This is a genomic window from Diaphorobacter ruginosibacter, from assembly GCF_040396215.1.
Taxonomy (GTDB): Bacteria; Pseudomonadota; Gammaproteobacteria; order Burkholderiales; family Burkholderiaceae_C; genus Diaphorobacter_A; species Diaphorobacter_A ruginosibacter_A.
This window is the reverse complement of record NZ_JBEBOW010000183.1, coordinates 1-5,455: the sequence shown is the minus strand read 5'-3', so window position 1 is coordinate 5,455 and position 5,455 is coordinate 1. Positions and strand designations below refer to the sequence as shown.

At 67.2% G+C, this 5,455-nt stretch carries 5 protein-coding genes; all 5 read right to left on the bottom strand.

The annotated features are described in order from the left end of the window. Positions 1-1,379 (bottom strand): UDP-N-acetylmuramoyl-tripeptide--D-alanyl-D-alanine ligase (locus tag ABWP92_RS16160; RefSeq protein ID WP_353236429.1); only part of this gene is annotated, 1,379 nt, incomplete at its 3' end. Next, entirely contained in the window at positions 1,376-2,884 is a 1,509-nt protein-coding gene (locus ABWP92_RS16155) for a UDP-N-acetylmuramoyl-L-alanyl-D-glutamate--2,6-diaminopimelate ligase (RefSeq protein WP_353236428.1), read from the bottom strand. The genes ABWP92_RS16155 and ABWP92_RS16160, both read right to left, overlap by 4 nt. After that, on the bottom strand, positions 2,881-4,632 hold the full coding sequence (locus tag ABWP92_RS16150) for a peptidoglycan D,D-transpeptidase FtsI family protein (RefSeq protein ID WP_353236427.1): 1,752 nt from the start codon (positions 4,630-4,632) through the stop codon (positions 2,881-2,883). Before ABWP92_RS16150 ends, ABWP92_RS16155 begins: the two co-directional genes overlap by 4 nt. Further along, positions 4,629-4,955: a cell division protein FtsL gene (gene ftsL / locus ABWP92_RS16145; RefSeq protein ID WP_353236430.1), complete on the bottom strand. Its 327-nt coding sequence runs from the start codon at positions 4,953-4,955 to the stop codon at positions 4,629-4,631. Before ftsL ends, ABWP92_RS16150 begins: the two co-directional genes overlap by 4 nt. Next, on the bottom strand, positions 4,955-5,455 hold a 501-nt coding region (gene rsmH, locus ABWP92_RS16140; protein WP_353236426.1), incomplete at its 5' end, for a 16S rRNA (cytosine(1402)-N(4))-methyltransferase RsmH. The genes ftsL and rsmH, both read right to left, overlap by 1 nt.

The following is a 5,455-nucleotide window of genomic DNA, read 5'->3' as shown; positions in this document are numbered from 1 at the left end:
GCCTGCACCACTTGTTCCATCTTCATGAATCTCGATCCCTTGACCAGTACGCTGCCGACCTCCGGCAAGCTGGCCTGCACCGCCGCGAGCAGCGATGCCATATCTTCAAAATGCTGCGCCGCCGGCCCGGCGGCCTGCGCAGCGTGAATTGCCAGGGCGCCCAGTGCGAACACCCTGTCGATGCCGCGTTCGCGCGCATACGCGCCGGCTTCGGCGTGAAACTGCGGCCCCTGGCCGCCGACTTCGCCCATGTCGCCCAGCACCAGCCATCGCGGTGCGGGCAGGCTTGCGAGCACGTCGATCGCCGCGCGCACGGAATCCGGATTGGCGTTGTAGCTGTCGTCCACCAGCGTGACCGAGCGGCCTTCGGCAAACGGCAGCACCACGGCCCGCGAGCGGCCCTTGACCGGCTCGAACTGCGCCAGTCCCCTGGCAATGGCGGACACCGGGACGCCCGCGGCCGCCGCGCAGGCCGTGGCGGCCAACGCGTTGGTGACGTTGTGGCGACCGGCGATGCGCAGTTCGGTGTCGAACGCGCCTTGCGGGGTGGCGATCCGCGCCATCCAGGCGGCGCCCTGCCAGCTCGCCTGCGCGCATTGCACGTCGCCGGCGCTCTCGCCGAAAGTGACCGCGCGGCGCCTGCCGGCGAGTTCACGCCACAGCGGCGTGTATTCATCCGCTGCGGGAAATACCGCGACACCGTCGCGCGGCAGGGCCGCGAACACGCTGCCGTTCTCGCGCGCCACGGCCTGCACCGTCTGCATGAATTCGAGATGCTCGCGCTGCGCGTTGTTGACCAGCGCCACCGTCGGGCGCGCGATGTCCGCGAGATAGGCGATTTCGCCGGGATGGTTCATTCCCATCTCGATCACCGCGGCTTCGTGCCGCGCATGCAGGCGCAGCAGCATCAGCGGCACGCCGATGTCGTTGTTGAAGTTGCCTTGCGTCGCAAACGCGGCATCGCCCTTCCACGCGCGCAGGATGGAGGCGATCATCTGGGTGACGGTGGTTTTTCCGTTGCTTCCCGTCACGCCGATCAGCGGTCCGTGCCACTGCCTGCGCCAGCCCGCCGCCAATGCGCCCAGGCCGAGCAACGTGTCGGGCACGAGGATGCCAGCAAGGTCCGCATCATCGAGCCCGGCATGCGCCATGGCGGCAACGGCGCCGGCCTCGTGGGCCTGGGCCAGAAACTGGTGCGCGTCAAAGCGCTCGCCCTTGAGCGCCACGAACAGATCGCCGGCCGCGAGCGTGCGCGTATCGGTGTGCACGCGCTGGAATGCAATGCCGCCATCGCCGACGAGCCGGGCCGAAGGAATCCGCTCGGACACCAGCGCGAACGCCTGGGCCAGATTCATCAGCGCCGTTTTCTGCACGCTCATGCGGCACCTCCGCGTTGCGCGAGCGCGGCGCGCGCCTGTTCAATGTCCGAGAAATGATGGCGCTCGCCATGCACTTCCTGATAGCTCTCATGGCCCTTGCCCGCGATCAGCACCACGTCCGGCACAGCCGCCGCGGCGATGGTCTGCGAGATCGCCAGGCCGCGGTCGGCCTGCACGCGCAGGGTAGGCACGGCGGCCATGCCCGCCGTGATCTGGTCGATGATGCGCATCGGCTCTTCGCTGCGCGGATTGTCGCTGGTGACGACCACCTCGTCCGACAGCCGCTGGGCGATCGCGCCCATGCGCGGGCGCTTGCCCGCGTCCCGGTTGCCGCCACAGCCGAACACGCACCAGAGCTTGCCGCCACGCTCCCTCGCCATGGGCGTGAGCGCCAGCAAGGCCTTCTCGAGCGCGTCGGGCGTATGCGAATAATCGATGGCCACCATGGGCTGGCCCGCCGAGGTGATGCGCTCCATGCGCCCCGGCACGGGCGTGAGCTGCGCGCATGCCCAGAGCACATGCTCGAGCGCCACGCCCAGCGAGCGCAGCGCCGCGATCACCCCCAGCAGGTTGGAGACGTTGTACAGCCCGATGACCTGCGTTTGCAGCGCGAAGGCGTTGCGCCCCTCCACCACGGTGAACGCCAATCCGTCATCGCCATGGCGGATGTCGCGCGCCCGGATGCGGGCACTATCGCGCAGGGAGACGGTCCAGAGGTCGAGCTGCGAGGCGGCCAGTTCCTCGGCCAGTTGTGCGCCATGCCGGTCATCGACGTTGACTACCGCGGTGCGCAGGCCGGGCCAGTCGAACAGCACGCGCTTGGCCTGCCAGTACGCATCCATGGACGGGTGATAGTCCAGATGGTCCTGCGTGAGATTGGTGAATATGGCGGTACGGATGCGCGTGCCCGCCAGGCGGTGTTCGGCCAGGCCGATCGAGGACGCCTCGATGGCGCAAGCGCCTATGCCCTGCTGCGCGAACCGCGCGAACGCACGCTGCAGCCGCACCGGATCGGGCGTGGTCAGGCCGGTGTCCTCGAGCGCGCCGGGCAAGCCCATGCCCAGCGTGCCGACCAGGGCGCATCCCTTGTAGGTCAGCACATCGGACTGCCCTGCCAGCATGTTGAGCGCCTCGGCCAGCCACCAGGCGGTGCTGGTCTTGCCGTTCGTGCCGGTAACGGCCATGACGTCGAGGCGGGTGGTCGGCAGATCGAACCATGCGGCCGCGATCAGGCCCGTTGCATCCTTGAGGCCGCGCATCGCGGCCATGTGCGCACCGGCAAAGCCGAAGGCCTCAGCGCCATCTTGCTCGACCAGACAGGCCACGGCGCCGTTGGACAGCGCATTGCCCACGTGGAGGCGGCCATCCGTCGCGGCGCCCGGCCACGCGATGAAGGCGTCGCCCGGCTTCACCAGGCGGCTGTCGGTCTGCAAGGTGCCGGTCACGCGCTCGCGCAGCCAGCGCATGGCGTCCTGGACCGAGGAGAGTTGCAGCAGCATGCTCATAGCGCTGGCTCCTCCACGGGATCGGCGACGATCTGCGGGCGCACCGCCATGTCAGGCGGCACGCCCATCATGCGCAGCGTCTGCTGCACGACCTCGCTGAACACCGGCGCGGCGGAGACACCGCCGAATGCCGACCCGACGGTCGGCTCATCGATCATGACGGCCACGATGATGCGCGGATTGTCGATCGGCGCCATGCCGGTGAACCAGCCGCGATACTTGCCCACGGCATATGTCTTGCCGACCTGCTTGCGCGCCGTGCCGGACTTGCCGCCCACGGAATAGCCCACGGTCTGCGCGCGCTGCCCGGTGCCGCCGGGACCCGCCGCCATGTGCAGCATCTTGCGCACCTGCATTGCGGTCTTGGGCGAAAACACCGGCACGCCGATGGCGGGCTCGGTGCTCTTGAGCATGGTTGCGGGAATCACCTTGCCGTCATTGGAGAAGACGGTGTAGGCACGGGCCATCTGGAACAGGCTCGCGGACAGGCCGTAGCCATACGACATGGTGGCCTGCTCCACCGGACGCCAGCTCTTGTAGGGCCGCAGTTTGCCGCTGACCGCGCCGGGGAAGGTGATCTGCGGCTTCTGCCCGAAGCCCACGGCCGAGAACGTCTCCCACATCTCCTTGGCGGGCATGCCCATCGCAATCTTGGTCGTACCCACATTGCTCGACTTCTGGATCACGCCCTCGACCGTCAACAGACCGTAGTTGTGCGTGTCGGAGATCGTGGAGCCGGTCACGGTGACCCGGCCCGGAGTGGTGTCCACCGTGGTTTCCGGGCGCACACGGCCGGTGTTCAGCGCCAGCCCGATGGTGATGGGCTTGATGGTCGAGCCGGGCTCGAACACGTCGGTCATGGCGCGATTGCGCAGTTGCTCACCGGTCAGGTTCTTGCGGTTGCCCGGGTCGTAGGTGGGATAGTTGGCAAGCGCCAGCACCTCTCCGGTGTGCGCATCCAGCACCACCACGCTGCCCGCCTTGGCTTTCTTCTCGATCACGGTGTCGCGCAGCTTCTGGTAGGCGAAGAACTGCACCTTGCTGTCCACGGAAAGCTGGATGTCCTTGCCGTCCAGCGGCGGCACTTCCACGCCGACGCCTTCGACGATGCGGCCCAGGCGATCCTTGATCACCCGGCGCGAACCCGGCTTGCCTGCCAGTTCCTTGTCGAATGCCAGCTCCATGCCTTCCTGGCCATGGTCCTCCACGTTGGTGAAGCCGACGATGTGCGCCGCCGCCTCGCCCTCGGGATACTGGCGCTTGTATTCCTTGCGCTGGAAGATGCCCTTGATCTCGAGCTTGGCGATTTCCTGGCCGACGTCCCAGTCCAGCTGGCGCTTGATCCAGACGAAGCTTTTGTCTTCATCGGCCAGCTTGGCCTTGAGGCTGGCGTAGGGCATGTCCATCAGCACGGCCAGTTTCTTGAGCTTGGCCTGTACCTCGGGCTTGTCCTGCTCCACATCCTCGGGAATGGCCCATATGCTGGCCGCGGGAACGCTGGATGCAAGGATCAGTCCGTTGCGGTCCAGGATGCGGCCGCGATTCGCGGGCAGCTCCAGCGTGCGGGCGAAGCGCACCTCTCCCTGCCGCAGAAAGAAGTCATTGCCGATCACCTGCACATAGGCCGCGCGCGCCGCCAGCCCGACGAAGCCCAGGGCCACGACGGCGACGATGAACTTGCTGCGCCAGATAGGCGTCTTGCTCGCCAGCAGCGGACTGGAGACGTAATTGACGCTGCGGGTGCTCATGGACGCCCTCCGCTGGCCTGTGCGGCATCCATTGCGCTGCCCACCGAGGCCACGGGCGTGCCGTCGTCGGTCACGTACTGCGTGATGGCCGGGGTGGCGGACGTCATCTGCAGTTTCTCGCGCGCGAGCATTTCGACGCGCAGCGGCGTCGCCTGCGCACGCTTTTCAACCTGCAGGCGCTGGTGTTCTGTCTCGAGACGGCGCGCCTCGGCCTGCGCGCGGTCCAGCTCGGTGAAAAGGCGCCGCGCGTCATACTGGTTGTTCACCAGGAACATCGCGCTGAGCATCACCGCCAGCAGCAGCAGCAGGTTGAGGCGCAGCATCATGCCGGCACCTCCGTGCGCTCGGCCACGCGCATCACGGCGCTGCGCGAGCGCGGGTTGGCGCGCACTTCGTCGGCGCCCGGCTTGATGCGGTCCAGCGACTTCAGGCGCACCGGCGCCGGCGGCGCAAAGGGCGCACGGCGGTCATAGACCTCCTTGGAGTGCCGGGCGATGAACTGCTTGACGATGCGGTCCTCGAGCGAGTGAAAACTGATCACCACCAGCCGCCCGCCCGGCTTGAGGATGCGCAGGCTGCCTTCTAGCGCCTGTTGCAGCTCTTCAAGCTCGGCATTGATGAAAATCCGAAGAGCTTGAAATGTGCGCGTTGCAGGGTTCTGGCCCGGCTCGCGGGTTTTGACCGCGCCAGCCACGACATCGGCCAGTTCGGAGGTGTTTGTAATTGGGCCCCGTTCCTCGCGCCGAGCAACAATCGCCTTTGCAATGGGGCCAGCAAACCGTTCTTCGCCGTAGTCACGTATCACCTCCGCTATCTGCTTTGC

Excerpts from the sequence above, each read along its gene's own strand:
- ftsL (WP_353236430.1), bottom strand. The coding sequence starts at position 4,955 with ATGCTGCGCCTCAACCTGCTGCTGCTGCTGGCGGTGATGCTCAGCGCG.
- ABWP92_RS16150 (WP_353236427.1), bottom strand. The coding sequence starts at position 4,632 with ATGAGCACCCGCAGCGTCAATTACGTCTCCAGTCCGCTGCTGGCGAGC.
- ABWP92_RS16155 (WP_353236428.1), bottom strand. The coding sequence starts at position 2,884 with ATGAGCATGCTGCTGCAACTCTCCTCGGTCCAGGACGCCATGCGCTGG.